26 protein-coding genes and 1 pseudogene are annotated in these 25,412 nt (G+C 61.9%); 12 read left to right on the forward strand and 15 right to left on the reverse strand.

Annotated elements, in window-relative coordinates; genetic code table 11:
* Nucleotides 1–54: 54 nt before the first annotated feature.
* Complete coding sequence (locus tag B3E91_RS20590; RefSeq protein WP_287031206.1) at nt 55–2,922, forward strand: class I adenylate cyclase; 2,868 nt, start codon at nt 55–57, stop codon at nt 2,920–2,922.
* An 18-nt stretch (nt 2,923–2,940) separates the two neighbouring features.
* On the opposite strand, the gene B3E91_RS20595 is transcribed toward B3E91_RS20590, so the two are convergent.
* Complete coding sequence (locus B3E91_RS20595; RefSeq protein WP_090224309.1) at nt 2,941–3,105, reverse strand: DUF1289 domain-containing protein; 165 nt, start codon at nt 3,103–3,105, stop codon at nt 2,941–2,943.
* Nucleotides 3,106–3,127: 22 nt separating this feature from the next.
* Nucleotides 3,128–3,460 carry an iron donor protein CyaY gene (gene cyaY / locus B3E91_RS20600; RefSeq protein WP_090224311.1) on the reverse strand — a complete coding sequence of 111 codons (333 nt, stop codon included), beginning with the start codon at nt 3,458–3,460 and terminating at the stop codon, nt 3,128–3,130.
* A 247-nt stretch (nt 3,461–3,707) separates the two neighbouring features.
* Between cyaY and lptM the strand changes: the two genes are divergently transcribed.
* The 6 genes from lptM (at nt 3,708) to B3E91_RS20630 (ending at nt 8,492) form a co-directional block, all read left to right on the forward strand.
* Nucleotides 3,708–3,842 carry an LPS translocon maturation chaperone LptM gene (lptM, locus tag B3E91_RS20605; protein ID WP_090224313.1) on the forward strand — a complete coding sequence of 45 codons (135 nt, stop codon included), beginning with the start codon at nt 3,708–3,710 and terminating at the stop codon, nt 3,840–3,842.
* 203 nt (nt 3,843–4,045) lie between these two features.
* Complete coding sequence (gene lysA, locus B3E91_RS20610; RefSeq protein WP_287031207.1) at nt 4,046–5,293, forward strand: diaminopimelate decarboxylase; 1,248 nt, start codon at nt 4,046–4,048, stop codon at nt 5,291–5,293.
* A gap of 10 nt (nt 5,294–5,303) precedes the next feature.
* On the forward strand, nt 5,304–6,134 hold the full coding sequence (gene dapF, locus B3E91_RS20615; protein ID WP_287031208.1) for a diaminopimelate epimerase: 831 nt from the start codon (nt 5,304–5,306) through the stop codon (nt 6,132–6,134).
* Between the two features lie 13 nt (nt 6,135–6,147).
* Complete coding sequence (locus tag B3E91_RS20620; RefSeq protein WP_287031209.1) at nt 6,148–6,846, forward strand: DUF484 family protein; 699 nt, start codon at nt 6,148–6,150, stop codon at nt 6,844–6,846.
* 51 nt (nt 6,847–6,897) lie between these two features.
* The gene (xerC, locus tag B3E91_RS20625) at nt 6,898–7,794 is read left to right on the forward strand and encodes a tyrosine recombinase XerC (RefSeq protein ID WP_287031210.1); all 897 of its coding nucleotides are present in this window, start codon (nt 6,898–6,900) and stop codon (nt 7,792–7,794) included.
* Nucleotides 7,791–8,492, forward strand: coding sequence for an HAD family hydrolase (locus tag B3E91_RS20630; RefSeq protein WP_287031211.1), 702 nt, complete (start codon nt 7,791–7,793; stop codon nt 8,490–8,492). The genes xerC and B3E91_RS20630 overlap by 4 nt, the downstream gene beginning before the upstream one ends.
* 61 nt (nt 8,493–8,553) lie before the next feature.
* Here the strand turns inward: B3E91_RS20630 and sutA are convergent, their stop codons facing one another.
* From sutA to glnK, 4 genes are all read right to left on the reverse strand, one after another.
* On the reverse strand, nt 8,554–8,871 hold the full coding sequence (sutA, locus tag B3E91_RS20635) for a transcriptional regulator SutA (protein ID WP_090224324.1): 318 nt from the start codon (nt 8,869–8,871) through the stop codon (nt 8,554–8,556).
* A 68-nt stretch (nt 8,872–8,939) separates the two neighbouring features.
* A complete protein-coding gene (locus tag B3E91_RS20640; protein WP_282340197.1) occupies nt 8,940–9,365 on the reverse strand; it encodes a secondary thiamine-phosphate synthase enzyme YjbQ in 426 nt (141 codons plus the stop codon).
* Between the two features lie 189 nt (nt 9,366–9,554).
* Nucleotides 9,555–10,871: an ammonium transporter gene (locus B3E91_RS20645; RefSeq protein WP_090224327.1), complete on the reverse strand. Its 1,317-nt coding sequence runs from the start codon at nt 10,869–10,871 to the stop codon at nt 9,555–9,557.
* Between the two features lie 30 nt (nt 10,872–10,901).
* On the reverse strand, nt 10,902–11,240 hold the full coding sequence (gene glnK, locus B3E91_RS20650) for a P-II family nitrogen regulator (protein ID WP_003457590.1): 339 nt from the start codon (nt 11,238–11,240) through the stop codon (nt 10,902–10,904).
* A 404-nt stretch (nt 11,241–11,644) separates the two neighbouring features.
* Between glnK and B3E91_RS20655 the strand changes: the two genes are divergently transcribed.
* The 3 genes and pseudogenes from B3E91_RS20655 to B3E91_RS20665 all read left to right on the forward strand — a co-directional run bounded on the left by B3E91_RS20655 (nt 11,645) and on the right by B3E91_RS20665 (nt 14,066).
* Nucleotides 11,645–11,917 carry an accessory factor UbiK family protein gene (locus B3E91_RS20655; RefSeq protein WP_287031212.1) on the forward strand — a complete coding sequence of 91 codons (273 nt, stop codon included), beginning with the start codon at nt 11,645–11,647 and terminating at the stop codon, nt 11,915–11,917.
* A gap of 39 nt (nt 11,918–11,956) precedes the next feature.
* A pseudogene (locus tag B3E91_RS20660) lies at nt 11,957–12,184 on the forward strand (magnesium chelatase domain-containing protein); the annotation flags it as partial.
* 79 nt (nt 12,185–12,263) lie between these two features.
* Nucleotides 12,264–14,066, forward strand: coding sequence for a hypothetical protein (locus tag B3E91_RS20665; RefSeq protein ID WP_143178209.1), 1,803 nt, complete (start codon nt 12,264–12,266; stop codon nt 14,064–14,066).
* Here the strand turns inward: B3E91_RS20665 and B3E91_RS20670 are convergent, their stop codons facing one another.
* The 6 genes from B3E91_RS20670 to B3E91_RS20695 all read right to left on the reverse strand — a co-directional run bounded on the left by B3E91_RS20670 (nt 14,067) and on the right by B3E91_RS20695 (nt 20,477).
* Entirely contained in the window at nt 14,067–16,493 is a 2,427-nt protein-coding gene (locus B3E91_RS20670) for a S8 family peptidase (protein ID WP_073672940.1), read from the reverse strand.
* A 24-nt stretch (nt 16,494–16,517) separates the two neighbouring features.
* On the reverse strand, nt 16,518–17,504 hold the full coding sequence (locus B3E91_RS20675) for an AAA family ATPase (RefSeq protein WP_073672939.1): 987 nt from the start codon (nt 17,502–17,504) through the stop codon (nt 16,518–16,520).
* Nucleotides 17,505–17,755: 251 nt separating this feature from the next.
* On the reverse strand, nt 17,756–18,352 hold the full coding sequence (locus tag B3E91_RS20680; RefSeq protein WP_256674065.1) for a DUF6088 family protein: 597 nt from the start codon (nt 18,350–18,352) through the stop codon (nt 17,756–17,758).
* 98 nt (nt 18,353–18,450) lie between these two features.
* Nucleotides 18,451–19,725: a translesion error-prone DNA polymerase V subunit UmuC gene (umuC, locus tag B3E91_RS20685; RefSeq protein WP_073672938.1), complete on the reverse strand. Its 1,275-nt coding sequence runs from the start codon at nt 19,723–19,725 to the stop codon at nt 18,451–18,453.
* Nucleotides 19,722–20,165, reverse strand: coding sequence for a LexA family protein (locus B3E91_RS20690; protein ID WP_073672937.1), 444 nt, complete (start codon nt 20,163–20,165; stop codon nt 19,722–19,724). Before B3E91_RS20690 ends, umuC begins: the two co-directional genes overlap by 4 nt.
* A gap of 102 nt (nt 20,166–20,267) precedes the next feature.
* Nucleotides 20,268–20,477 (reverse strand): carbon storage regulator, encoded by a 210-nt coding sequence (locus tag B3E91_RS20695; protein WP_073672936.1) that lies wholly within the window; start codon nt 20,475–20,477, stop codon nt 20,268–20,270.
* A gap of 565 nt (nt 20,478–21,042) precedes the next feature.
* Here B3E91_RS20695 and B3E91_RS20700 point away from each other — a divergent pair.
* Together B3E91_RS20700 and B3E91_RS20705 are read left to right on the forward strand one after the other, a co-directional pair.
* Nucleotides 21,043–21,870, forward strand: a complete 828-nt coding sequence (locus B3E91_RS20700; protein WP_073672935.1) for an inositol monophosphatase family protein — start codon at nt 21,043–21,045, stop codon at nt 21,868–21,870.
* Between the two features lie 389 nt (nt 21,871–22,259).
* Nucleotides 22,260–22,517 (forward strand): hypothetical protein, encoded by a 258-nt coding sequence (locus tag B3E91_RS20705; RefSeq protein ID WP_073672934.1) that lies wholly within the window; start codon nt 22,260–22,262, stop codon nt 22,515–22,517.
* A 173-nt stretch (nt 22,518–22,690) separates the two neighbouring features.
* On the opposite strand, the gene B3E91_RS20710 is transcribed toward B3E91_RS20705, so the two are convergent.
* From B3E91_RS20710 to phnE, 3 genes are read right to left on the reverse strand one after another with little or no spacing between them, the layout of a single operon-like run.
* Entirely contained in the window at nt 22,691–23,566 is an 876-nt protein-coding gene (locus B3E91_RS20710; RefSeq protein ID WP_287031213.1) for a LysR family transcriptional regulator, read from the reverse strand.
* Nucleotides 23,560–24,570 carry a phosphonate dehydrogenase PtxD gene (gene ptxD, locus B3E91_RS20715; RefSeq protein ID WP_287031214.1) on the reverse strand — a complete coding sequence of 337 codons (1,011 nt, stop codon included), beginning with the start codon at nt 24,568–24,570 and terminating at the stop codon, nt 23,560–23,562. The genes B3E91_RS20710 and ptxD overlap by 7 nt, the downstream gene beginning before the upstream one ends.
* An 8-nt stretch (nt 24,571–24,578) precedes the next feature.
* The gene (phnE, locus tag B3E91_RS20720; protein WP_003298907.1) at nt 24,579–25,406 is read right to left on the reverse strand and encodes a phosphonate ABC transporter, permease protein PhnE; all 828 of its coding nucleotides are present in this window, start codon (nt 25,404–25,406) and stop codon (nt 24,579–24,581) included.
* Nucleotides 25,407–25,412: the final 6 nt, after the last annotated feature.

Here is a 25,412-nt window from a genome sequence, read left to right on the forward strand (position 1 = left end):
GCATTCGGCGCACCTCCTGATAGGCTGGGCGCCCTCATTCGACGCGGACCCGCCATGTCGCGCAGCCACGAAATTCGCCCCGACATCGACGAGGGTATCGACCGCAAGGTGCTCAAGCAGCTTCGCGCGCGCTACCTGGCGGTCAATGACGGTCGCCTGCAGCGCGCCATGCAGATGCTTTCCACGCGCCAGCAACTGGTCCTGCGGCTGATGCCGCTGCTGTTCCACGTCAACCACCCGCTGCTTCCCGGCTACGTCTCCGGCACCACGCCCGCAGGCCTTTCGGGCTTTCAGCCGGACGACCAGATCCTCGCCGAAGCGCAGCGCCTGACCCGTTCCTTCGCCTACCGCGAGCGCACCGGCAACCCACTCGCCGGCAAGCCCCGGCAACCGATCCACGGTCTGTTCCTGATGGGCAGCCTGGGCACCGTCGCGCAGGCCGATCAGAGCGACATGGATATCTGGGTCTGCCACGCGCCGGAGCTGAGCGCCGCCGAAGTCGCCGACCTGCAGCGCAAGTGCGATCAACTCGAAGCCTGGGCCACCACCCAGGGCACCGAGGCGCACTTCTTCCTCATCGACCCCTCGCGTTTCGCCAGCGGCGAGCGCGAAGGCAAGCTGACCTCGGATGACTGCGGCACCACCCAGCACTACCTGCTGCTGGACGAGTTCTACCGCACCGCGATCTGGCTCGGCGGACGCACGCCGGTGTGGTGGCTGGTGCCGGCGTACGAGGAGCAGCGCTATGCCGAGTACGTGCACACGCTACTGTCGAAGCGCTTCATCCGCGCCGAGGAAGTGCTCGACCTCGGCCACCTGGCGCGGATTCCGCCCGGCGAATTCATAGGCGCTGGCATGTGGCAGTTGTTCAAGGGCATCGAGTCGCCCTACAAGTCGGTGCTCAAGCTGTTGCTTACCGAGGTCTACGCCAGCGAGCACCCGCAGGTCGAATGCCTGGCGCTGCGCTTCAAGCGCGCGGTGTTCGCCAACCAGCTGGACCTCGACGAACTCGACCCCTACATCGTCGTGCTGCGCCGACTGGAGGAGTACCTCGGCGAACGCGGCGAGCAGGAACGCCTGGAACTGGTGCGCCGGAGCCTCTACCTGAAGATCAACAAGAAGCTCAGCCGCCCCGCCCGCGGCCGGGCGAAGAGCTGGCAACGCCTGCTTCTGGAGCGCCTCGCCGACGAGTGGCAATGGCCGCCACGGCAACTGGCGATGCTCGACAGCCGCAGCCAGTGGAAAGTCCGCCAGGTCAGCGCCGAACGCCGCGCGCTGGTCAACGAGCTGACCTACAGCTACCGCTTCCTCTCGCAGTTCGCGCGCAACCTGCAGGTAGGCAGCTCGCTCAACAGCCGCGACCTCGGCGTGCTCGGCCGGCGCCTCTACGCCGCCTTCGAGCGAAAGGCCGGCAAGGTCGAGAACGTCAACCCGGGGATCGCCCCGGACCTCGCCGAGGATGCGCTGACCCTGGTGCACGCCTCGCTCGGCGAATACAACGGCGAAAGCCAGTGGGCGCTGTTCGGCGGCAACCTGAACGCCCAGGAATGGCAGGATTTCGCGCCGCTCAAGCGCGCCCGCGAGCTGATCGGCCTGCTCGCCTGGTGCCATCGCAACGGCGTCATCGACGCCAGCACGCGGCTCACCCTGCACGCCGGCAGCTCCGACCTCAGCGAGTTCGAACTGAACAACCTGCTGACCAGCCTGCGCCAGGTCTTCCCGCTGCCGCTGCCGACCGCCGGGGAAAGCGCCCTGCTGCGCGCCAGCGCGCCGAGCGAGGTGTTGCTGCTGGTGAACGTCGGCGTCGACCCGCTCAGGCAGCACAGCCAGCTCAACGTGCACCTGACCACCGAGCGCACCGACGCGCTGGGCTATGCCGGCGCGCGCGAGAACCTGGTGCTTACGCTCGACCAGGTCACCCTCAACAGCTGGAACGAGATGCTGGTCACCCGCTTCGACGGCCCGTTCGCGCTGCTCGACTGCCTGCGCAGCTTCCTCGACAGCCTGCCCGCGGGCCGCGCGCGGCCGGACCTGCGGGTGCGCTGCTTCTGCCGCAACCGGGCGCCGGCGATCGCCCAGCGCGTGGAGGAACTGTTCCACGACGTGCTCGGCCACCTCGACGGCGAACGCAACAGCCGCTACCTGGTGCAGGTCCAGCAGCAGTACCACCTCCTCGAACTGAATCCCGGCCAGGCCGTCAGTCACGCTGCCCTCGCCGACCTGCCGGCGCTGGTCGAGCACCTGGGCGCGGGGCTGGGCCATTTCAGCCCGCTGCACCTGGACCGCTACGCGCTGGAGGGCAGCGAGCTGGCGCTGATCCTGCCGCTGGGGCAGGCTGACTGCATCCAGGTGTTCTACCGCCTGGCCGGCGATTTCGCCGAGCTGAGCGTGCTCGACGAACGCAATGCGCTGTGGCGCCAGCAGTTGCCCTTCCGCGACGAACACAGCCTGCTCAACCCGCTGCAGCGCTTCCTGCAGTCGGTGCTCTACCGGCGCAACGCGTCGCAGCCGCTGGACGAGCTGCCGGCGCTGCCGCTGGATATCCGCTATTACGAAGTGCTGCCGGCGCCGCCCCTGCGCGCCCAGCGCCTGGAGCGCCGCGCCGCGCCGCAGAGTTCGGACAACCCGTTTTTCTACAACGTCCAGGCGATCGTCGAGCCGCTGGACAGCGTGCGCGAGAACGTCACCCTGTACTGCAATGACCGGGAATTTTCCGAACTGGAATACGGTGCCGACCTGTTCGCCGCCGTGGCGCGGCACATTGTCGAGCAGCGTCGCGAAAACGAGCGTTATCGCTGCTACCTGACCGATCTGGACCTCTCGCAGGTGGCCAGCGACGGCCAGCTGCAGACCATCGACTACCTGCGCTACAAGGCCAAGCTGGAAGAGGCGCTGAATGGGGCGTTGCTGGGAACGCCCTGAGCGCGAGCGAAGATAAGGCTAGGGTTGCCGGTTGCGCAGGCGGTCGGCGGCGGCATCGACGATCTGACGACGACGTGCGTCGTCAGACTCGCTCCACTGGAGGATTTCCTCAAGGCTGCGGCCGCAGCCCAGGCAGACGTCCAGCGCGTCGAGGCAGCAGCGCCGGCAGCAAGGCGACGCCACCGACGCCGCGCCCGGCGTCGGCTCAGAGTTCCTCGAACTCAACGTCGCTGCCGGTCTGTTCGCGGGTCACCCGCGCCATCAGTTCGCCCAGCGGCTCCTCGCTGGTGTCGCAGATCCAGCGCGCGCTCTTCTCGTCGTAGTCGAAATGGAAACCGCCAGAACGTGCGGCGACCCACAGCTGGCGCAGCGGCTCCTGGCGGCTGAGGATCACCTGCGTGCCGTTCTCGAAACCGATCGTGAGGACCCCGGCGGAATTCTCCAGATCGACGTCCAGGTCGCTGTCGTCGAACACGTCCTCGATCTCCTGCTGGGCAGCGTCGATCAGGTCATGGTAGCGGGCTTCGCTCAGGCTCATCGGGTGAATCCTCGTCAATGGAACAGTCTTGTCGTAGCCAATCATCTCCCGGCACGCCAGTCGCGACGATGGCCGGGCGATGCCGTTGCCGCCCTTCGGCAGCCATCGCGAGGCCATTCGTCGGACCTCCGCCAATGCCCCGCGAGAACCGCCGTAAGCCGCGCCGGACGGGAGTCCTGCGCATAGGCAAGGCGCCGGGCGGCCGGTATACTCCGGCGCAATCACGCTTTTCACAAGGATTTTCGCCATGAAGCGCCTGCTGCTTCCCTTCCTCGCGCTGGTCGTGCTCAGCGCCACCCTCGCCGGTTGCGGCCAGAAAGGGCCGTTGTACCATCCGGACGACGAAAAGGCCGCCAACAGCAAAGATCGTTTCGAATTCTAAGAACCCGGTTCCCGGTCTGGCGAGCTAGCGCCGGACAGGCCTGAAGCGGCCCCGCAAGGCCCGAGACGGCGGAATCTGCACATCGTAGATAAGCCCCGAAGGCCGCTTTCACGCCGCAGCAGATCGGGAACGGGTTCGACGAGGTCGCCCGCGGCCGCCGCACCGAGTGCCGGCGGAACGGGCGCTTCCACCGAGGAGGCATCATGGAATCCTTCAACTACCGCGACGGTTCGCTGTTCGCGGAGGGCGTGGCGCTGTCCGCCATCGCCGAACGTTTCGGCACACCGACCTATGTCTACTCGCGCGCCCATATCGAGGCGCAGTACCGCGCCTACGCCGATGCGCTGGCCGGTGTTCCGCACCTGGTCTGCTTCGCGGTCAAGGCGAACTCGAACCTGGGCGTACTCAACCTGCTGGCGCGCCTGGGCGCCGGATTCGACATCGTGTCCAGCGGCGAACTCGAGCGCGTGCTCGCCGCCGGCGGCGATGCCGGCAAGGTGATCTTTTCCGGCGTAGGCAAATCGCGCGACGACATGCGCCGCGCGCTGGAAGTCGGCGTGCACTGCTTCAACGTCGAGTCCACCGACGAGCTGGAGCGCCTGCAGGAAGTCGCCGCCGAACAGGGCGTGAGCGCCGCCGTCTCGCTGCGGGTGAACCCCGACGTCGACGCCGGCACCCACCCGTACATCTCCACCGGGCTCAAGGAAAACAAGTTCGGCATCGCCATCGCCGACGCCGAGGCGGTGTACGCGCGCGCCGCCAGCCTGCCGAACCTCAAGGTGCTCGGCGTGGACTGCCACATCGGCTCGCAGCTGACCAGCCTGCCGCCGTTCCTCGATGCCCTCGACCGCCTGCTGAGCCTGATCGACCGCCTCGCCGAGCGTGGCATCCAGATCCGCCACCTCGACCTCGGCGGCGGTCTCGGCGTGCGCTACAAGGACGAAACCCCGCCGCTGGCCAGCGACTACATCGCCGCGGTGCGCCAGCGCATCGCCGGCCGCGCGCTGACCCTGGTGTTCGAGCCGGGCCGCTCGATCGTCGCCAACGCCGGCGTGCTGCTGACCCAGGTCGAGTACCTGAAGCACACCGAGCACAAGGATTTCGCCATCGTCGATGCGGCGATGAACGACCTGATCCGCCCGGCGCTGTACCAGGCCTGGATGGACGTGGTACCGGTGCAGCAGCGTGACGGCGAGAAGCGCCGCTACGACCTGGTCGGCCCGATCTGCGAGACCGGCGACTTCCTCGCCAAGGACCGCGAACTGGCACTCGCCGAGGGCGACCTGCTGGCCGTGCGTTCGGCCGGGGCCTACGGTTTCGTGATGAGCTCCAATTACAACACCCGCGGCCGCGCCGCCGAGGTGCTGGTGGACGGCGAACAGGCCTACGAAGTGCGCCGTCGCGAAACCCTCGAAGAACTCTACGCAGGCGAAAGCCTGCTACCGGTCTGAGGGCCCGACCATGCTATTGCGCTTCACCAAGATGCACGGCCTGGGCAACGACTTCATGGTCCTCGACCTGGTCAGCCAGCACGCGCACATCCAGTCCAAACACGCACGCCAGTGGGGCGATCGGCACACCGGCGTCGGCTTCGACCAGTTGTTGATCGTCGAACCGCCCAGCAATCCGGACGTCGACTTCCGCTATCGCATCTTCAACGCCGACGGCACGGAAGTGGAGCAATGCGGCAACGGCGCGCGCTGCTTCGCACGCTTCGTCATCGACAAACGCCTGACCAGCAAGCGCGAGATTCGCGTCGAGACCAAGGGCGGCATCATCGAGTTGACCCTGCGCGCCGACGGCCAGATCAGCGTCGACATGGGCGCACCGCGCCTGCTGCCGAGCGAGATTCCGTTCCAGGCCGAAAGCCAGGCGCTGAGCTATCGGGTCGAGGTCGACGGCGAAAGCGTCGAGCTGGCCGCGGTGTCGATGGGCAATCCGCACGCAGTCCTGCGCGTCGACGACGTGCAGGCCGCTCCGGTGCGCACGCTGGGGCCGAAACTGGAACAGCATCCGCGCTTCCCGCAGCGGGTCAACGTCGGCTTCCTCCAGGTGCTCGACCGCAAACTGGCCCGCCTGCGCGTGTGGGAACGCGGCGTCGGCGAAACCCAGGCCTGCGGAACGGGCGCCTGCGCCGCCGCGGTTGCCGCGATCCAGCAGGGCTGGATGGATTCGCCGCTGCATCTGGACCTCACCGGCGGCCGCCTGGCCATCGAGTGGGCAGGCCCCGGTCACCCGGTTATCATGACCGGCCCTGCCGTACGCGTGTACGAAGGCCAGGTCCGTCTATGAACAAGAGCCAGCGATGAGCGAGAAAACCCAAGAGCCGCCTGTACTCGACGCCGCCGCGGTCGCCGCCTACCTGCGCGAGCATCCGGAATTCTTCGTCGACTTCGAGGAGCTGATTCCGGAGCTGCGCATCCCGCATTCGCGGGGCGAGGCGGTGTCGCTGGTGGAGCGCCAGGTCAAGCTGCTGCGCGAGCGCAACATCGAGATGCGCCATCGTTTGTCGCAGCTGATGGATGTCGCCCGCGACAACGACCGGCTGTTCGACAAGACCCGCCGCCTGGTCCTCGACCTGCTCGATGCCGGCAGCCTGGAAGAAGTGGTCAGCGCCGTCGAAGACAGCCTGCGTCACGAGTTCCAGGTGCCCTTCGTCAGCCTGATCCTGTTCAGCGAAACGCCGCTGGGCGTTGGCCGCTCGGTGAGCGTCGCCGAAGCGCACCAGGCGGTCGGCGGCCTGCTCAGCGGCAGCAAGACCCTCTGCGGCGTGCTGCGCAGCCACGAGCTGGCCTTCCTCTTCGGCGACGAAGACCGCGAGAAGGTCGGCTCCGCCGCGGTGGTCGCACTCAACCATCAGGGCCTGCATGGCCTGCTCGCGGTCGGCAGCCCCGATCCCCAACACTACAAGAGCTCGCTGGGCACGCTGTTCCTCAGCTACCTGGGCGAAGTGCTGTCCCGCGTGCTGCCGGGTTTTTCGGCGCCGCTGCGCTCGGTGCGCTGAACCGCCCGGCGCGGCGCTCCGCTGGATGCGAACACGCCTGACCGGAGCCCCATGCAGAACGACCTCGACGCCTATCTGGAGCACCTGCGCAGCGAACGCCAGGTCTCGCCACACACGCTGGAAGGCTATCGCCGCGACCTCGGCAAGCTGCTCGCCTTTGCCGAAGAAGAGCAACTGGCCGACTGGCAGTCGCTGGATACGCGCCGCCTGCGTCGCCTGGTCGCCCAGCTGCACCAGCGCGGACAGTCGGGCCCGAGCCTGGCGCGACTGCTCTCGGCGACCCGCGGGCTGTATCGCTACCTGATCCGCGAAGGTCGCTCCAACCACGATCCCGCCGCGGGCCTCAGCCCGCCGAAAGCGCAGAAGCGCCTGCCGCGCACGCTGGACGCCGATCGCGCCCAGCAGTTGCTGGATGGCGCGGTGGAGGACGACTTCCTCGCCCGCCGCGATCACGCCATGCTCGAGCTGTTCTACTCATCCGGACTGCGGCTGTCGGAGCTGGCCGGTCTCGACCTCGACGGCCTCGACCTGTCGGCCGGCCTGGTCCGCGTACACGGCAAGGGCAACAAGGTCCGCGAGTTGCCCGTCGGTCGCCACGCACGCCAGGCGCTGGACACCTGGCTCGGCCTGCGTGCGCTGGCCAATCCGGCGGACCGCGCGGTGTTCATCAGCCGCCAGGGACAGCGCCTGGGCGCGCGCGCGATCCGCCAGCGCGTGCATCTGGCCGGCGTGCGCGAACTGGGTCAGCACGTGCATCCGCACATGCTGCGCCACTCGTTCGCCAGTCACATGCTGGAGTCGTCGCAGGACCTGCGTGCGGTGCAGGAGTTGCTCGGCCACGCCGACATCGCGACCACGCAGATCTACACGCACCTGGACTTCCAGCACCTGTCGAAGGTCTATGACAGTGCCCACCCGCGGGCGAAGAGGCGCAGCGAACCCGAATGAGCATCCAACTGGTCACCTTCGATCTCGACGACACCCTGTGGGACAACCGCCCGGTGATCGTCGCCGCCGAGCGCAGCATGCGCGACTGGCTCAACCTCCACGCGCCGCGCCTGGGCGCGTTGCCGGTCGATCATCTGTGGGGCATCCGCTCGCGCCTGGTGGAAGCCGAGCCCGGCCTCAGGTACCGCCTCAGCGAACTGCGCCGGCGCACGCTGTTCCATGCGCTGGCGGAGCTGGGCCACGGAGAAGGCGAGGCGCGCGAACTCGCCGAGGGCGCGTTCCAGACCATGCTCGATGCCCGTCACCAGATCACCTTCTTTCCGGACACCATCGCCACCCTGGAGCAACTCGCCGGGCGCTATGCGCTGGCGGTGATCACCAACGGCAACGCCGACGTCCGCCGCCTGGGCCTGGCCGACTATTTTCGCTTCGCCCTCTGCGCCGAGGAGCTCGGCGTCGGCAAGCCCGATCCGCATCCGTTCCAGGAAGCGCTGCGCCGCGCCGATGCGCAGGCCGAGCGTGCCGTGCATGTCGGCGACCATCCCGGCGACGACATCCTCGGCGCCCAGGCGGCCGGGATGCGTGCGGTCTGGTACAACCCGCTCGGCAACGCCTGGGAACAACCGGGCGCCCCGGATGCGCAGATTCGCAGCCTGACCGAGCTGCCGGCGCTGCTGGACGCCTGGAACAGCCACTGAGCCGAACGCCAGCCATGAAAAAGCCCGCGACATGGCGGGCTTTTTCATCGGCGGGACAGCCTCAGATGGGGCGGCTGCCGTACTTGCTGTCGGGCTTCTTGGGCGGATCGGCGACCACGTTGGGCTCCACTTCCTGCACCTTGCCACCGCGCGCGAGGAACTCTTCCATGGCTCTGGCCAGGGCGTCACGCTCCTTCTGCTTGGCTTCGACGCTGGGCAGCTCTTCGGGCTCGACGGCTGCCTTGGCCTTCTTGCCGGCCGGGGCAGGGGTCTCGCTCTCGCTGTCTTCGCTATCGACGTCTTCGGCAGCGGCGAGCTCCTCGCCTTCGTCCTCGTCGGTTCCTTCCAGTTCGTCCTGTTCCAGTTCTTCGTCGCTCATGTTCGACCTCACGCTCGCGATAAGCAGGTTGTTATGGTCCCGCCGCTGCACTGCGCGACAGGAAAAAATCAGCAAACTTCGCCATGCAGGGTAGCGATCAACCGCCGTGCACCGCCCTGGTCGCGGTGCTCACCGAGGTAGACACCTTGCCAGGTCCCCAACGCCAACTCGCCCGACGCTATCGGCAGACTCAGTTGGCAGCCCAGCAGGCTCGCCTTGAAGTGCGCCGGCAGATCGTCGGGGCCTTCGTAATCGTGTTCGTAGCCGTCGGCCCCCTGCGGCACTAGACGGTTGAAGAACCGCTCGAAGTCTCGACGCACCGCAGCGTCGGCATTCTCGTTGACGCTCAACGACGCCGACGTGTGCTGCAGCCACAGGTGTAACAGACCAACCCGATAACGGGACAGTTCCGGCAGAACGCTCAGCACTTCGTCGGTTATCAGGTGGAAACCACGCGGACGCGCCCGCAAGGTGATCGATCGCTGCAGCCACATCTGGCGTTCTCCCCTTTTGGCGGGCGCATTCTAGCGCGACGCCGGAAAAAACAAAGGCCAGCCAGGGCCTCAATTTAGCCGGTGGTGGCGACCTTCGCCGCATGCTGCGATCTTTGTATAGCAAGGCGGTGGCCGTTTCGCAGGCAAAAAAAAAGCCCGGCGAACCGGGCTTTTTCCTGGTGGAGCGTATTACAGGTTGTAGCCGCGCTCGTTGTGCTCAGCGAGGTCGAGGCCAACGGTCTCGGTCTCGTCGCTGACACGCAGGCCGATGACCAGATCGAGAACCTTGAGGATCACGAAGGTCACGATGCCGGTGTAGACAACGGTGAAGGCAACGCCTTTGAATTGGATGAACAGCTGAGCGGCGATGTCTTCGACGGTGCCGAAGCCACCCAGAGCCGGAGCGGCGAAGACGCCGGTCAGCAGAGCGCCGATGATGCCGCCGATGCCGTGCACGCCGAAGGCGTCCAGGGAGTCGTCGTAGCCCAGTTTGCGTTTCAGGCTGGTGGCGCAGAAGAAGCAGATCACGCCAGCGACCAGACCGATCACCAGGGCGCCCATCGGGCCGACGGTGCCGGCGGCCGGGGTGATGGCAACCAGACCGGCAACCACACCGGAAGCGATGCCCAGGGCGCTCGGCTTACCGTGGGTCAGCCACTCGGCGAACATCCAGCCCAGGGCAGCGGCGGCGGTAGCGATCTGGGTGACCAGCATGGCCATGCCTGCGGTGCCGTTGGCAGCTACAGCGGAGCCGGCGTTGAAGCCGAACCAGCCGATCCAGAGCATGGCGGCGCCGACCAGGGTGTAGCCCAGGTTGTGCGGAGCCATCGGAGTGGACGGGTAGCCTTTACGCTTGCCGAGCACGATGCAGGCAACCAGACCGGCGATACCGGCGTTGATGTGCACTACGGTGCCGCCCGCGAAGTCCAGTACGCCCCAGTCCCACAGCAGACCACCGTTGCCGCTCCACACCATGTGGGCGATCGGTGCGTACACCAGGGTGAACCACACGACCATGAAGATCAGCATGGCGGAGAACTTCATGCGCTCGGCGAAGGCGCCGACGATGAGTGCCGGGGTGATAATGGCGAAGGTCATCTGGAAGGTGATGAACACGCTTTCCGGGAAGGCCGAGGTCAGGCTGTCGACGGTCAGGCCGCTGAGGAATACACGCGACAGGCCACCCACGAAGGAGTTGAAGTTGACAACGCCCTGCTCCATACCGGTGGTATCGAAGGCCAGGCTATAGCCGTAGACAACCCAGACGATGCTGATCAGGCCAGTGATGGCGAAGCACTGCATCATTACCGAGAGAATGTTTTTCGAACGCACCATGCCGCCGTAGAACAGCGCCAGGCCGGGGATGGTCATGAACAGCACGAGAGCCGTGGCAGTCAGCATCCAGGCGGTATCGCCAGAGTTCAGGGTAACTTCCTGAGCCATGGCCAGACCGGGGGTGAAAAGGGACAAAAGGGCTCCAAGCCCTGCGAACTGACGCAGAGTCATCTGTATATCTCCTGGGTCGGGGTCGGGGGCTTAAATCGCGTCTGTGCCGGTTTCGCCGGTACGGATACGGATAGCCTGTTCGAGGTTCACCACGAAAATCTTGCCGTCGCCGATCTTGCCGGTGTTGGCGGCCTTGGTGATGGCTTCGATGACGCGGTCCAGCTGATCATCAGCGATGGCTACGTCGATCTTCACCTTGGGCAGAAAGTCGACGACGTATTCGGCGCCGCGATACAGCTCGGTGTGACCTTTCTGGCGACCGAAGCCTTTGACTTCAGTGACCGTGATGCCCTGCACGCCGATCTCCGACAGCGACTCGCGCACGTCGTCCAGCTTGAACGGTTTGATGATGGCAGTGACTAGCTTCATAACTATCTCCCGTGTAAATGACTTGCCCCAGGAACAGATGACCTGAACCAAGTCTATGCGCAGTGTCTGGCTTTGTAACGCGTCGCGGCCCTGGCTCGGCCGCGCCGACATCAACCTACCGTTCCCGACGAAGCATTCTCCCCCGCTTCGCCTAACGCACCGGAACTGCATCGGTGCACGCGTCACAGGCAGCTAAGCAGAAAGCTTGCCATCTACGGCGATGGACGGTTTTTGGGGCCTCGCGGGCGATTCCATCGGCAATAGAACCGGCCAAATCGCCAATGCGCACCAAGATAGAGCGCGCACTGCGGAGCGCATGCGCGATAAACGTGCGCTTATGCCTCAAGGCCGGGATTTTCCGGCGCCATGCTAGACTCCGCCGCCACTGTCACCGGAATAAGCCCATGTTGCCGCCCAAAGCCCTGCTCGATGCCCTCAGCACCCATGCTTCGCGACTGTTCAATGGCGAGCGCCCCGTTCAGCGCGAAGAATTCGAATCGCAGTTCAAGGCGTTGCTGCAAAGCACCTTCAGCAAGCTCGACCTGGTCAGCCGCGACGAATTCGACGGCCAGATGATCGTGCTCGCCCGTACCCGCGCTCGCCTCGAAGCCCTGGAAAGCAAGGTTCTCGAACTCGAAGAACGCCTGGCGAAAGAGTCTTCTCCCGCCGCCGAGTGAATCGCGCTCGGCGAGCGGCATGTCATCAAGGAGTGATGCATGTCCCTGGCCATCGTCCACAGCCGCGCCCAGGTCGGCGTGGAAGCCCCGCCCGTCACCGTCGAGGCGCACCTGGCGAACGGCCTGCCGTCCCTGGCGCTGGTGGGCCTGCCGGAAACCGCGGTGAAGGAAAGCAAGGACCGCGTGCGCAGTGCCATCCTGAACTCGGGTTTCGACTTTCCACCCCGCAGAATCACCCTGAACCTGGCTCCGGCCGACCTGCCCAAGTATGAAGACCACCGCTATTTGATAAAAAGACCAACCCAAATGATAATCGGCCAGTTCGGTTGATAAATCGTGAGGGTGCATGGGGGCTGTACAACATGAATCCCTGGCCTTAGAAGGGGTCTGGCGAATCGCAGCATTCGGCGCAACCGCACCTCATGTCTCATCCCCCGGCAACCCTTCCTCAGACATCCGCTTCTTAGTGAAGCTGCGAAATCTGGAAAAGCCGCAGACCAAAGTCGTTCAAATGCCCGTGGGTGAAATGCCCCTGCTTTACCACGAGGCAGTCCTCATCGATGGACGCATCTCCAAAGAAGAACGCTTTCAGCCCAAACTCCGCCATGGGGCCGAACTGCTCAATTACGCTCCGAGCAATCTCAAGATCTTTCGCCGCCTGGCAACCGAAGATGGCGAGCTCATCATCCCAGCGAGCAGGAACGGCGCTCCGCCCGCCAATGACGCCTTCAACGGATACTTTCTAGGCATCAGGCAGGGTGATGACCCATATAGCCTCATAATTCCCGCTGCAGAGGTCCTACGGTTCTTCTACGCAACGTCTGATAGCTTCACCCGAGCCCTTTTCGACGGCAGCATTCTGGACCCGCATGGAAACCTCTTTTATGAGGAGAAGCTGGACGAGCACGGTACCGGCTCGATGATGCTTCGGAAAAAAGTCAGGGACGCTGATGCGCGCTATCTGAGCCGCTTCGCTTTCAGCCCCTACGCCATGAAACAGGCCAAGAACCTGCACCTGCGATGGGCGGTTCGGAATGCGACCGAAAATCATGCATTCGTTAGCGTGATCCCCCCGATCGATGTCGAAGCTGAGACAGCATTCCTTTACCGGCAGATAGAAACACCAGGCCGCACGAGAAAGCTGATTACCAAGATCTTGTCGTGCAAGTGCCCACCACCATGCCAGCGCCTTCTGACCGGGCGCGAAACCGATGCCAAAGGTGATCGACCACCAGCCGATGGACAATCAGCACGAGGAGCTTATGAAGGGCATAACGACACCCCACCAAATACGCTCTCTGATCAAGCCCCCACTGGTGAATCGAGCAACTCCATTGAAGACCCCGCAATCGACGACCGCTTTCCGGAGTTCAGCGATGTCGACGTAATTCCTCACAGCAGGGACCAAGTAGAGGACCGAAGTGGCGCCAAAGCTCGCTTACTACCTCCTGCACCAGTTTCTACAGGCTCGGTGGTACCTGGCAGAGGCTCAGGAGGGCCTGTCGCAAGAACCGGGGTAAGCGGAGCGCTGCGGATAAAGAAGGAAAGCCAGAGTCCAGACAAGGTGCCTAAGCAGGCCGCCGACATCGATGCCTCGCCCAGCGAGCTTGGACACACTGCAGTGCTTCAGAGACTGGCCTGGATGGAGCTTTATACCCAGGCTGCTATTCGCTACTGCACCGTCTTGCCTGACGTTTCTACCGTTGGAACTGTCCCAGTGAATGTTTATCCTTCAACGGTCAGCGGCCGACAGAAGAAATGGCTCTACACCGACAATGAGAAGACGAAACGCCGCTTCGCAATCGTGGCTGAGATCAAGTACCAGGAGCGATATCGCTACCTTCTTGAACTCCAGCAGATCGGGAATCAGCAGTACTCAACGATTGTGTTCTGGAGCGATGCCGAGGAGCGCATTGATGACTCCGACATCGTAGATTTGCTGACGTCATGCGCAATCGAGAGCAAAGCTACCTTGGTGGCTGGCGGTTGCCCTCACATCCAATGGGGGCGGATTATCCACTCGCAGGCTCCCGACCTTGAGACGAACCGCGACACAGCGCACCGTTACTTAGAGCGCATCGTCAATGCTCAACCCGTGTCACCACACGGCAGAGCCTGCAATGAATCCGAGCTCCTGGACAGCTTGTGATTAGCCCCTGCTCTGCAGGCGAGCCTGCTTGGCTCTTTCCTGCTCTCTCGCCACCGCCTGCTCTGCAATCCGCTGCTGAATCTGGGTGTAGAGCTGGGCATGCTCGTTGTCGCGGTCAGCCACTGTCACCACGAGAGCATACTGTTCCTTTTCTGCGGCCGAGGGGTTCCAGTCGCGATCCTGGCGGACTACTACTACAAACCACTTCTCTCCAGGCTTAGCTTGCTTGAACGTCCAACGGGATGACTGCACCGTACCCCGGTTTCGCAACTGCGCAGAGATATCACGGTTCCCATCCCGCGCCTCTTTAAGAACGTCGGTTTCAGCCTTCATCTCTTTGCTGAAGTGTTTCTGGACTTCGTCCAGCGACGCCCCTACAGCCAAGCGGAAATTGATTTGAGTGGCCAGGTAGTCAATCCTGGTCGTGCGCACCACTGGCGTGTAGGCCAGTGTTATCGAGAGTTCTCGTGTCCCCCGAGCCGAGCGCAAAAAATCCTCTGGCAACGGCAACTCGAAGAACTGGCAACCGTCGTTTTCAATGGTCTCTTCCGACATCAGAACCACTACGTTATCGGATGACCGGAAGAGATCTGTCTCACTCACTACGCCATAGCCAGCCACATCCCTCTCAACATCGCGGTTCCAAGTAGCCTTTGCCTTCTTGTAGCCCTTTCTGAATTCGTCAGAAAACGACGAGGAAACCTCATCCGGCAAGTAAGCCTGGTTGACCAGCATTGCGCGAAGCATGTTTGCTGAAATCGTTGGGTACTCGTTCAGCAAGCGCCCAGCCAGGTGGGTAATGTACGGCGCCGCAAAGCTAGTTCCGCTGACCTCTTTGAAGACGGTGTTGCCTCTCCACTGATGGTTGAGCGTAAGCACACCCAATCCGCGCATGCTTGCCGCCCAAGGCTCTCTGAGCTGCCTCATGGGGCTAGCGAGGTTGCCACCTGGCGCAACGAGTTCAGGCTTAAGAGCCCCCTTAACCGAGGGGCCATGCCTCGTAAATGGCGATGGCTGATTTTCGGAGGCCGGAGATAGCTGATTGATCTCCGGATACCTCTGGCTGTCCAATGTGGCGTTGTGGCGGGAAATACTTCCCACTGTCAATACGGTCATTGCAGGCGCAGGATCGATGATCGCGCTCTGCACAGCGATAAGGTATTCAGGGTAATCATCGCGCCAGCCATTCGCTGGCACTGGCGGCTCTTCAGAGCCACGGAAATTACCCGTAGAGACCACAAACAGGATGTTGTGCCGCCTGGAAAGGACATCCAGGATGTAGGCCAGCCCCCTTACGTGCGCACCATCATAGGGGGCATTGCTGTTACCAAGCGAGAGATTGAAGATCCGGCATCCGAGACCGACGAAGTGCTCCACAGCCTTTGTCAGCGAGGCCTCCAGCGCGAACTCATCATAGACCGCATCACCTGTGTGCGGGCATTTCTTCATCACCTTTCCATTGAAGATCCAGAACTCGGGCCGCCAAAAATTCGAGTTGTTACATGCCTCCACGTCACCATATAGGGCAACACCAGCTACAGCGGTGCCATGTCCAGCCTGGTCATCATCTCCCTCTTCATCCACGAAGGAAGCGCTCTCAGCCATCGCAGCACTCAGCAGAGGGTGGTTTCCGTTGATCCCGCTGTCCAGAATACAGATCCGGGCTGCGTCAGCGGGTGGGGAGGGAATATTTCGAGGGATTTCATCGATGTCCCGAGCCAGCTGCTGAATACTGATCCCGGTCGCAGGAATGAGATCAACCAAGCGCACATCACGATGGTTCAGCAGCAGCTGTGCTTGCTCCGGGGTGACCTCAACCCGGTACATCAGAAGGCTGTCTAGGTTGATCCAGTCGATCTGTCTAATCTTCTGGCTTGCAAGCCACCCCTCAAAAGCTGTCCTGAGTTGAATACGACTTGGGTGGTTCGCAACCAGGACAGGCCAGAGTTCAACGTCGAGCTTGAAGGTGGGGGTATTGGGCAGCCCAATGTTGTTAAGCGCCCAACTCATTCGGTCTTCCGCAGACCAGGCATCAACACCCGCGATAGCCTCCAGGATCTGGCGGTGAGTCAAGGCTGAATCCATGACACCTAGCTTTTGTAGGTGGTCAGTGAATTTGGCCAAGCCCTCTTCGTTCGCGAAAACTACGCAGAGTTGTTTGCCCTCTTGGCTGACAAACTCCAAGCCATGAGTCGAAAGGTTGGCGAAGGTGAGAGTGCCCTCGTACTTCAGTTTGAGTACATAGGGGGATTTTGCTGAAGAGCCAATTTGCTTCTTGGCTTGCCCTGCAGCGGTGGCGAAGTAAGCGTTGAGCTTCTGACCGTGCCCGCGACGATCATCCCGTTTGACGAAAGGGGGCGAGTTCTTAGTCCGGCGAGTGTTATCCAGTACTTCCCGCGCAATGCTCAGATGCTTGTAGGTCGCCACTGCTTCTTCCTTGAAGGCTCATGTTTAGGACTTCCTGAGGTCCTCCCGTACAAGGGCGCTTTTCAGCTCCTTGATGGTCAAAAACTCTTGCTCCCGCAGGATCATCCGCTTGGCGGCACGGCGTATGACTCGCTCGATGTCCGCTCCGCTCTTACCCTTAAATTCCCTCAATACTTCTTTGTCGTCAATCTCGAATTGCCGACGGATCCCTCGCAGCTTCAGCGACAGGATTTCCTTCAGCTGTTTCTCATCGGGCAGCGGGAATTCGATGGACTCATCGAAACGCCGCCAAATAGCAGAGTCCAAAATCTTCTCATGGTTGGTAGCAGCCAGAATCAAACTACGACCTTCGTATGAATCCATCATCTGAAGGACGGCATTCACAACGCGCCTCAGCTCACCATGGTCACCACTATCGCCGCGCTCTTTACCGATCGCATCAAACTCATCGAAGAGAACCACAAACGGATGCTGGGCAATAAAGTCGAAGACCCTACGCAGATTAGCCGCAGTCTCGCCCAGGAACGAAGACACCAAGGCATCCAAGCGGACGATCGCTAGAGGTCGATCAAGCTCAAAGGCTACGACCTCTGCCGCCAGTGTTTTCCCGCAACCAGGGGGACCGAAGAAGATCACCTTGCCCGCGGGTTTCATGCCGTAGCTTCGCAGCACATCGGCACGACGGTTCTCCTCGAGAATTTCCTCTAGCGCAGCAGAACTGCTGGGGGGAAGAATCACTTCATCAAGGGATCGCTTAGGAGTTCTTATATCAAGCAGTGGTAAACCACGTTCTTTATCCACAGGAACGTCGTAGTGAATCCGCGACGTATTATCGGACGCCTTGAGATTCAAATCACTGCCATACAGGATCTGCTCTAGATCATTAGCCAGAAGATGGTGCTGCTTTTGCCGCTCTTCTTCGATGACAGCTTTGGAGGCAAGGCGAAATGCATCGGCGTCGCCTGCCGTGCCTGCTCTGAACAGCTGCCTGAGAATTTTGCCATTGGCCATAATCACCACCCTCTGAATTATTGCTTTATTCTCTTATATAGACTTCGACAAACCCTATCTCGACTACATAACTTGCAATAACCCGTCTCGCATTTTGATCCTCATAATCAGGAACTCCATTCCTAATTAAACATCTGAAACCACATGAAACCAACGTTTTGTTGCAGGGCAGCTGGCATGGCGGCGTAGCCTAGTTCACTTTGAAGTGGCCTTAAACGGCTGCCCAGGAAATTCCGCCGAACTGCAGCTTGTCACACCACCTCACGACCGATCGCCAGCGCCATCCAGGAAGGCAAGAGCGATCGCACCGAGCCCAAGGCCTGCCAGTCGATAGGAGTCAGTTGCTGGCGCAGCTTCTCCATCGCCGTCCCCACTTGTGCCTCTCCCAGCCAGGCCAAGGCGCGAATTACCGCACCGGCAGTCGTGGCGGCGAGCAATAGCATCCACCTCGGGGCGCGCCTGACTTCTGCCGCGACATCTCCCACCTTAAGCGTCCGAGTGCGCCCGCTGGTGAGAAACACGTCCCCATCCGAGACTTGAGCCGAAAGACCCAGCATTTGAGCCGAGCGCGCCCCATCGAGGGCGATCTCTTCTTGATTCTTCGAGGCCAGACCGCTGATGACCTTATCCATCGCCGGCGCTCCTTGCTCGCCTTGGCCAGCAATGGGCGCTATGTAGAGCCCACGAGCCGCACGAATAAGGTGCCCAGCCTTCGCCAATCGTGAAAGCGCCTGATCCACGGCTGCACGACTCCCCAGGTGCAGAAAATCCTTGGGGCTGAGCATGCCGCCCTCGGGCAGCTGCCTGCTGTGATCCAAGATCGATTCAGGAAGGGTCTTCATAGGCATCAAGCAACTATCATCGTTCGTATGTCAGAAATCTTAATTATTTTCTGACAATGGTCAAGTAATGATCAACCGGGACGCCAGGAGCTTTCTCGTGATCGCTACCCGCGGACGCCGATCAACTCATCCCAATGCGTCGTGTAGCGCTGACTCAGCATGTTGCGGCGCATGGCCCACTTGGGCTTCTCGGGGATCCGTCCTATGCGGATGGCACCACGACCTTCCTTCAGGTTGATCTGATCAATCGCCGCCATGAGCTGGTCTGCACCAGGTCGAGGCTTAGGTGCAAAAAGGTCCGGTGTCAGCTCTCCGCGTCGGCTCAGATCCATCAACAAGATGGAGCACTTCGAGAATGGGTACCCAGGTCGGAAGATCTGCCCTAGCCCACGCTGGGCGAGCGCGAGAATCTCGCGGGTGTCATCGGTGGCCGCCGGCAGGGCCAGAGTGACCGCATTGGCGTAACGCGGCCCCTTGAGGTCAGCCAACTGGGTCTGCAGACCAACCTGGATGGTGCTGCACAGCGAGGACTGGCTGCGCAGTTTTTCCGCGGCCCGGCTCACATAGGCGGCCAATGCCTCACGAATGGGGGGCAGCTCTGTTTGGCGCTCACCGAACATCTTGCTCGAACAGATGGCCTCCTTCGGCGGCGGCCCCTCGTGGAGACTGATGCAGCTGATTCCTCGTAGCTCGCGCGCGGTGCGCCCCATGGTCACCCCGAATGTGTCTCGAAGCGTGCTGATATCGAACTGAGCCAGGTCCCAGGCAGTAGAGATCTTCAACGCAGAAAGCCTGGCCGCCGAGCGGTGGCCAACACCCCAAACCTCACCCACCGGCGCCAGGCGAAGTAACTTCTCCTGCCGGCTTGAATCGGTCAGGTCCAACACGCCTCCGGTGCCTTTCCACTTCTTAGCTGCCCAGTTCGCCAGCTTGGCCAGGGTCTTCGTGGTGCTGATACCCACGCCAACGGGCATGCCGATCTCGCGTGCAAGACGATCACGAATTTGGTGCCCGAGGCCTTCTAGGTCAGGTACGCCTGTCATGTCTCCCCAGGCTTCGTCGATCGAGTAGACCTCAATCCCGGGCAACATCTCGGCAATGATCCGCATCACCCGATTGCTGATGTCGGCGTACAGCGTGTAGTTGCTCGAGCATGCCACCACGCCCTGGCGGCGCATCTCGTCGCGCACCTTGTAGTAGGCCACGCCCATACCGATGCCGAGTGCCTTGGCCTCGGCGCTACGAGCGATAACGCACCCATCGTTGTTCGATAGCACCACCACGGGCCGGCGCTTGAGCGCGGGCCGGCAGATGCGCTCGCAACTGCAGTAGAAGGAGTTGCAGTCGATCAGCGCGAATACACGCCCAGAGGTATTCATTCGGCAACTTGGCTGACTACGAAACGAACCACCCCCCATACCTCGATAGGTACATCGCCATCGAGTTGCACATCCCGAATGTAGGATTCGGCAGCCTGCAGCCAGCGACCACCGAACATGTCCTTCACGACCATGCGCACCTGGTAACCATCACTGCCCAGGTCAACGACGACAAGGCGATCATCCACATGGCCTGCAGCCCGATTCACGATCAGCCGATCGCCCTGGAAGATGCCAAACCCCACCAGGCTCATATCCAGTACCTGCACCGGCCAGATATGAGGTGCAGCCAGATCAGTCAGCAGGTCCAGTGAAAGCCCCTGCTCTTTTTCATCCTCCGCAGGGGACTGGAAGCCGGTAATGCGCAGGCCCTTGGCTACGTCGGTGAGCAAGCGTTCGCGGAGGTGCTCACCTCGGGCGAGTATGGAAAGAGATGGCATCGGAAAATCCAGGGCTATACTGTATGAATAAACAGTATTTGAGATGATCCGACGCCGGTCAATCAGAACCGAGAGGAACGCCGACAGGTGGAGTGGACGACCTCAGTCCTCGACCAACTCATCACGATGGATCTTGACCTGCTTCGGCGCCTCGATGCCTACGCGGATATGCCCGTCGCGCTGACCTCGGTGCATGTGGATGGTGATGCCATCGCGCAGTAGCAGCGCGAGCAGTTTTTCGGTGTCGACGCCGGGGTCAATCGTGAGGCGAATGCTCTCGCCTTCGCGGCGAGTGACAGTCAGAAATCCCATGGCGAAATCCTTTTCCGGTTGGGGAATGTGAGTCCTGCGCGAGCAGTCTAGAACAGGAAGACGAGCACCGAATGTGCAACTGCGCGCAGCTCGAGGAGGTAGTCGATGTGCGGAGGTGTTGAGGCCCGCGAGGCTGATAAGGTCTGGAAAATCTACTTCCCCAATCCCAAGGCAGCCCTACCAGTGCTCCTGGAAGGCTCCGGCCAGCTCGATTGGATTCAGTGGGGCCGGCGCAAGGAAGAGCCTGGCGAAGGCCCTCCTGGCGGCTGGGCGAGACTCAGCACTGTGAAGGCCGGCGGATGGGCCAGGTACCGGCCGCAGCGAGGGCTAGCCATGGCGCACCGTTTCACGGAAAAGGATGGTCATCCTGGCGACAAGAACAGGCAGTCCCATTGGTTCGATGTGCCGGAAGGCTATGCTTTGGAGTGCCTAGTACTGGGTGAAGGAGAACAGCGGCGGGCCTATATCGTGACCACAGATTCACCGGCTGAGTAAGCCTGGATCCATGACAGGTGGCCGCTGTTAGAGCTATAAGGCACAGGCTCCCTAGTTTTCGGAGGGCCCAATGAGCTGCTTAGAGTTGCTGAAACCAGTAACTGAAAGGGTGCTTGCGGCAGGTGCACTGCTGGCCGCGGAGTGGGAACGTCCAAACGGGCCCCGAGGCCACGGAGATAAGGCCGAGATCGACGCGGAGATCGAGGTTGTACTGCGGGCGGGGCTTCTTGAGCTGCTGGATTGCGATTTCTGGGGAGAAGAGACCGGGTCCCGCCTGACTGACCACGAGTACTGCTGGGTAGTGGACCCCAATGACGGAACCAGTGATTTCCTGCTGGGGCGGAAGGGATCGGCGGTATCGGTGGGTCTCCTGCGCAACGCCAGGCCTGTTCTCGGGGTGGTATACGCGCCCGTCACACCTGATCGAGGTCCCGATTGCGTCTCCTGGGCGACAGGATGCAGCCACGTTATCCGCAACGGTCGAGAAGTGCTTTCGCAGTTAGCGCACGCAACCATGGTGCCCGGTAGTCACGTGCTCGTGAGCACAGCAGCAGCCAACAAACCTGAGCTCAATGCTGAGCTGTGCGCGCCTGCTGACTTCATTCCGATGCCAAGCATCGCTTACCGACTGGCTCGTGTAGCGGCTGGCGACGCTGTTGCATGTGCATCTCTGGTACCGGTTTCAGCCCATGATGTCGTCGGGGGGCATGCACTTCTGATTGGCGCGCATGGCGTACTGCTCAATCAGGATGGGCATCCAATTTCATACGACTCAAAGGCTCAGATGGCGACAGTGTCCCAACGCTGCTTCGGGGGCGCTCCAGAAGCTTGCAGTGACCTTGTCCAAAGAGACTGGAACCGATTGTTCGGAGACCGCCCGGACACCTCCGGCTACTGAGCGAATTCAACCAGGCACGGCTTCCGGAGGAGAACATGACTGCGTGGTCAGCGAATTATGAATTTCCGCATAAAATCGCATAATTCGCATCCAGACATGGAATCCACCAGCCGATAGGAAAAAGAAGGCAATTTATTGCGACCATTTTTCCGTCAGCGCGATTCCATGCCGTCACGCGATTTTATATGAAATTATTCAAGGCCAATAATTATTGCCCTGGAATAATTTTCCGGATGGGCTTCTGCGTAAGGCTGGTCATCAGAAGCAGCCCAGCGATAGAGGGGCCTCACCCTAGCTGAGTTTGATGACAGGGTTTTGGGTCGCACCGACATACTGCCTGTGATTCGATGGTCAGGTGCCGTGTGGCATGACTACGAAGGTTCAAAAGAATGGACGATAAGGTAAAGCTAGCTCTGAGCGCCCTGGGCCTGATGATGCTGTACGGGTCGTTTTCATGGGGCAACGCCACAGTCACCCTGTTTATGCATGCCTGGGATATGACCGTTGCATTGGGCTTCAGAGAGGTCTTTGGCTACCTAGTGGCCACCGGCGTTGTAGGCATTCTGTCCGTGCTTACGATTCCAATGTTCTTTGTGTTCAGTCTCGCCATGACCATTGGGCCATGGACAGAGGGCCGGAGCAAATAACGAGGCCGGCCGGGTGCACACACTACTGTGTACTCGGCCTGGCTTACTCTCTGCCGGCAAGAGAGTGGACTTTTCTGCCAAGTAGGCGGAGATGGCGGTTCCTCTTACCTTGCAGCCTTTGCGGCACCAAATGTCTGTGTCTGCTTGTAGCTGACTTTTGTGGGCGACCGCTTTCAGACAGGCGGCGACAGGCTGCTATCGGCCAATAAGTGCCGCACAAATCCCGGCGGGTGCAGATTTCCGGGCGGTTTGCGCCAGATCAGTTGGAGACGCTTTTCAAGCCCCGGGATGGGAAGAGCTACCAGCGCGCCACTGCGAACTTCGTCTTGTACTGCGGAAGCCATCACCAACGACACGCCGAGTCCCGCCCTGACTGCTTGTTTGATTGCCTCGGTGCTGCCTAGCTGCATACCGCTGCGAGGCACGCCCAGCTCGCCAAAGTATTCGGTCAGAAGCCGTCCGGTACCGCTACCCGGTTCACCTCCCAGCATCGGCAGGTCCACCAGACGATCGCGTTCTATGCACCCTGCTTCAGCCAGCGGATGGTCGGGGCTGACGATAAGTACCAGCGGCTCGACCCGCCAGAGGCGGTGTTCGAAGTCGGGGGGAGGGAGCCACCATTCCATGATCGCGGCGTCGAGCTGGCCCGCCAGTAGCTGGTCGGCCACATCCGGGTTGGCGGCGATGCGCAGATCCACCTCGCCCCTCTCATTTGCGGTCGTCAGATAGCTGCGCACGAATGGCTGGAGAAGGTAGGTGCCGATGTTGGAGCTGGCCCCGACGCGCTCACTATTTCCATGCAGGGCTTCTAGCGCCCGGGCGTGCATGTCGAGCAAGGCGGTCGCATGCGGCATGAAGGCCAGCGCACGTGTGGTAGGCTGGCAGCCGCTACGACTGCGCTGCACCAGCGTTACGCCGACCTGCTCTTCAAGCTTCTGCAAGTGCTGCGACACCGTCGGCTGGGCCAGCCCCAACGCCCTCGCCGCGCTCTGAAAACTGCCTGTTTGAACGATCGCTACCAGGCTCTTCAGCCAGACCGGATTCAACATGCGGCAGGCTCGGCCTGGGGCAGACGGTTCGCAGCGTTGATTGGGCGCGCACCTGCCAACGCCTGGATGATGCTCTGCGCTGCACAACGTTCAATCTCCAGGCGCACCGCGCGCACTGCCGACCCTATGTGCGGAGTGAAGAGCGTATTCGGATGCGCGAGCAGCGCAGGATCGATCAGCCGCGGCCGGTCCGCGCGAGCCCAGTCTTCCATTTCGAATACATCCGCCGCATACCCGCCGAGCTGGCCTCGCTCAAGCGCCGCGAGCACGGCGGCTTCATCCACTACCGAACCACGACAGGGGTTTACAAGCAGAGTGCCCGGCCGTACGAGGGCAAGCAGCTCGGCGTTGACCAGATGCTCAGTATCGGCATTCAAGGGAAGCGCCAGCAGGATGAAGTCCGAGCTGGCGAAGAGTTCGCTGCACGCCACCTGGCGCAGGCCGAGCCGTTGCTCGGTTTGTGTATCCAGAGCCTTCGCCTCGTGGTACTGCAGGGTCGCGCCCCATCCCTGCAAGCGCTCAGCCATGGCCTGTCCGATGGCGCCCATGCCAAGGATGCCGACCGTCGCGTTATCCAGCCCCGTGCCGTAGAACTGTGGTTGCCAGCCCTGGAACTCGCCAGAGCGGACGAACGCATCTGCTGCGCGCAGATGCCGCCCCAGCCCCACCGCCAGTCCGATCGCCAGCTCGGCAGTCGGGACCGTCAACAGATCAGGCACGAAGGTCAACCAGACCCCGCGGGCAGTACAGGCGTCCACATCGAAATTGTCGAAGCCCTTGAGCGCGCAGCCGACCACACGCAGCTCGGGGCAGGCTTGGAGAAATTCTGCATCGACCCGATCGGGCATGAACGCCATCATCGCCTGAGCATCGCGGCAGCGGCGCAGAATTTCCTCGCGCGTCAGCGTGCTGTCGCTCTGGTTGGTCATCAGCTCGCAATGTGGCGCCAGCAGTTGCAGGATCTCATCGTGTACTCGGTGAGTTATAACGAGTTTCGGCAGCATGGTTTGTCCTATTTGAAACGTTTGCGCAGCACGCCACTGAAGGCGTCTACTAGCGTGACCATGGCCAGGATGACCAGCAGGATTGCTGCAACCTCCTGGTACTGCATGATGCGCAGCGAGCCCATGAGTTCGAAGCCGATACCGCCGGCGCCAACCATGCCCATCACGGTGGAGGCGCGAAAGTTGTATTCCCAGCGGTAGATCGCCACGTCGGCGAACTGCGGAGTCACCTGTGGCAAAACCGCGTGCAGCAGCACTTGCATCGGCGTAGCCCCCGCCGCCCGAGCGGCTTCCACCGGCGCTTCGTCGACGTGCTCGATGGCCTCGGCGAAGAACTTGCCGACCATGCCGATCGAATGCAGACCCAGGGCAAGCACGCCCGGCAAGGCGCCGAACCCTACGGCTGCAACGAAGATGATGCCCATGATCAGCTCCGGCACCGACCGCAGGGCATTGAGCAGCACCCGGGCAACACCGAACACAAGGGGGTGCGGCGCCGTATTGCGCGCTGCAACGAAGGCCACCACCAGCGAGAACACCACTGCGATGGCCGTGCCGGCGATGCTCATCGCCAGCGTGTCGATCAACGGGCGAATCCAGCTTCGATAGCCCGAAAAGTCTGGCGGCATGGCCTCGCCTGCCAGGGTCGCGATGGAGGGCAGCCCGTTCAGCAGCGTGGTGGCATCGAGCAGCCCCACGTACCAGCAGGCCAACAGCACCACTCCGAGTACAATTGCCACCTGCCCCAGCTGGCGCCACCAACCGAGGCCGAAGCCTCGAAGGATGTGCTCGCGTTGCTCTGCAGGCAGCGCCTGCACGTCATGATGAGTAGACATATCGGT

This window comes from Pseudomonas sp. UBA6310, assembly GCF_002438225.1.
Taxonomy (GTDB): Bacteria; Pseudomonadota; Gammaproteobacteria; order Pseudomonadales; family Pseudomonadaceae; genus Pseudomonas_O; species Pseudomonas_O kuykendallii.

Excerpts from the sequence above, each read along its gene's own strand:
- B3E91_RS20645 (WP_090224327.1), bottom strand. The coding sequence starts at position 10,871 with ATGACTCTGCGTCAGTTCGCAGGGCTTGGAGCCCTTTTGTCCCTTTTC.
- cyaY (WP_090224311.1), bottom strand. The coding sequence starts at position 3,460 with ATGAGCCTGAGCGAAGCCCGCTACCATGACCTGATCGACGCTGCCCAG.
- B3E91_RS20665 (WP_143178209.1), top strand. The coding sequence starts at position 12,264 with ATGGGGGCTGTACAACATGAATCCCTGGCCTTAGAAGGGGTCTGGCGA.
- ptxD (WP_287031214.1), bottom strand. The coding sequence starts at position 24,570 with ATGCTGCCGAAACTCGTTATAACTCACCGAGTACACGATGAGATCCTG.
- xerC (WP_287031210.1), top strand. The coding sequence starts at position 6,898 with ATGCAGAACGACCTCGACGCCTATCTGGAGCACCTGCGCAGCGAACGC.
- B3E91_RS20640 (WP_282340197.1), bottom strand. The coding sequence starts at position 9,365 with ATGTGGCTGCAGCGATCGATCACCTTGCGGGCGCGTCCGCGTGGTTTC.
- B3E91_RS20710 (WP_287031213.1), bottom strand. The coding sequence starts at position 23,566 with ATGTTGAATCCGGTCTGGCTGAAGAGCCTGGTAGCGATCGTTCAAACA.
- dapF (WP_287031208.1), top strand. The coding sequence starts at position 5,304 with ATGCTATTGCGCTTCACCAAGATGCACGGCCTGGGCAACGACTTCATG.
- B3E91_RS20695 (WP_073672936.1), bottom strand. The coding sequence starts at position 20,477 with ATGGGATTTCTGACTGTCACTCGCCGCGAAGGCGAGAGCATTCGCCTC.
- B3E91_RS20690 (WP_073672937.1), bottom strand. The coding sequence starts at position 20,165 with ATGCCATCTCTTTCCATACTCGCCCGAGGTGAGCACCTCCGCGAACGC.
- lptM (WP_090224313.1), top strand. The coding sequence starts at position 3,708 with ATGAAGCGCCTGCTGCTTCCCTTCCTCGCGCTGGTCGTGCTCAGCGCC.
- B3E91_RS20620 (WP_287031209.1), top strand. The coding sequence starts at position 6,148 with ATGAGCGAGAAAACCCAAGAGCCGCCTGTACTCGACGCCGCCGCGGTC.
- B3E91_RS20590 (WP_287031206.1), top strand. The coding sequence starts at position 55 with ATGTCGCGCAGCCACGAAATTCGCCCCGACATCGACGAGGGTATCGAC.
- umuC (WP_073672938.1), bottom strand. The coding sequence starts at position 19,725 with ATGAATACCTCTGGGCGTGTATTCGCGCTGATCGACTGCAACTCCTTC.
- B3E91_RS20655 (WP_287031212.1), top strand. The coding sequence starts at position 11,645 with ATGTTGCCGCCCAAAGCCCTGCTCGATGCCCTCAGCACCCATGCTTCG.
- B3E91_RS20700 (WP_073672935.1), top strand. The coding sequence starts at position 21,043 with ATGAGCTGCTTAGAGTTGCTGAAACCAGTAACTGAAAGGGTGCTTGCG.
- B3E91_RS20705 (WP_073672934.1), top strand. The coding sequence starts at position 22,260 with ATGGACGATAAGGTAAAGCTAGCTCTGAGCGCCCTGGGCCTGATGATG.
- phnE (WP_003298907.1), bottom strand. The coding sequence starts at position 25,406 with ATGTCTACTCATCATGACGTGCAGGCGCTGCCTGCAGAGCAACGCGAG.
- lysA (WP_287031207.1), top strand. The coding sequence starts at position 4,046 with ATGGAATCCTTCAACTACCGCGACGGTTCGCTGTTCGCGGAGGGCGTG.
- B3E91_RS20680 (WP_256674065.1), bottom strand. The coding sequence starts at position 18,352 with ATGCCTATGAAGACCCTTCCTGAATCGATCTTGGATCACAGCAGGCAG.
- glnK (WP_003457590.1), bottom strand. The coding sequence starts at position 11,240 with ATGAAGCTAGTCACTGCCATCATCAAACCGTTCAAGCTGGACGACGTG.
- sutA (WP_090224324.1), bottom strand. The coding sequence starts at position 8,871 with ATGAGCGACGAAGAACTGGAACAGGACGAACTGGAAGGAACCGACGAG.
- B3E91_RS20630 (WP_287031211.1), top strand. The coding sequence starts at position 7,791 with ATGAGCATCCAACTGGTCACCTTCGATCTCGACGACACCCTGTGGGAC.
- B3E91_RS20675 (WP_073672939.1), bottom strand. The coding sequence starts at position 17,504 with ATGGCCAATGGCAAAATTCTCAGGCAGCTGTTCAGAGCAGGCACGGCA.